General features: G+C 43.0%; 1 protein-coding gene. It reads right to left on the reverse strand.

The window, feature by feature from the left end:
• Positions 1-235 (reverse strand): hypothetical protein (locus J7R07_RS08210; protein WP_208436352.1); only part of this gene is annotated, 235 nt, incomplete at both ends.

Raw genomic sequence — 235 nt, forward strand, 5'->3', positions numbered from 1 at the left:
CACTGCCATCTTCCTTGACTACATGAACCTTAAACTTTGGGGCTTTCCATTCGCCATTCTCATACTGAGCTCCACCTCCTAAAGACCGCGCCAAACCATTACCCAATAAATAAAGCTGAGAACCATTCACAGCATCTGTTGAGACATTACTAATGACACCAGCTTGAAGAGATGTAATCTTGCTTTTGCTCTTTGCGTTATCCGCACCATGAAGAGCTACAAATGCATTTTCCTT

The sequence above is a fragment of the Bartonella phoceensis genome (assembly GCF_902825145.1).
GTDB lineage: Bacteria > Pseudomonadota > Alphaproteobacteria > Rhizobiales > Rhizobiaceae > Bartonella > Bartonella phoceensis.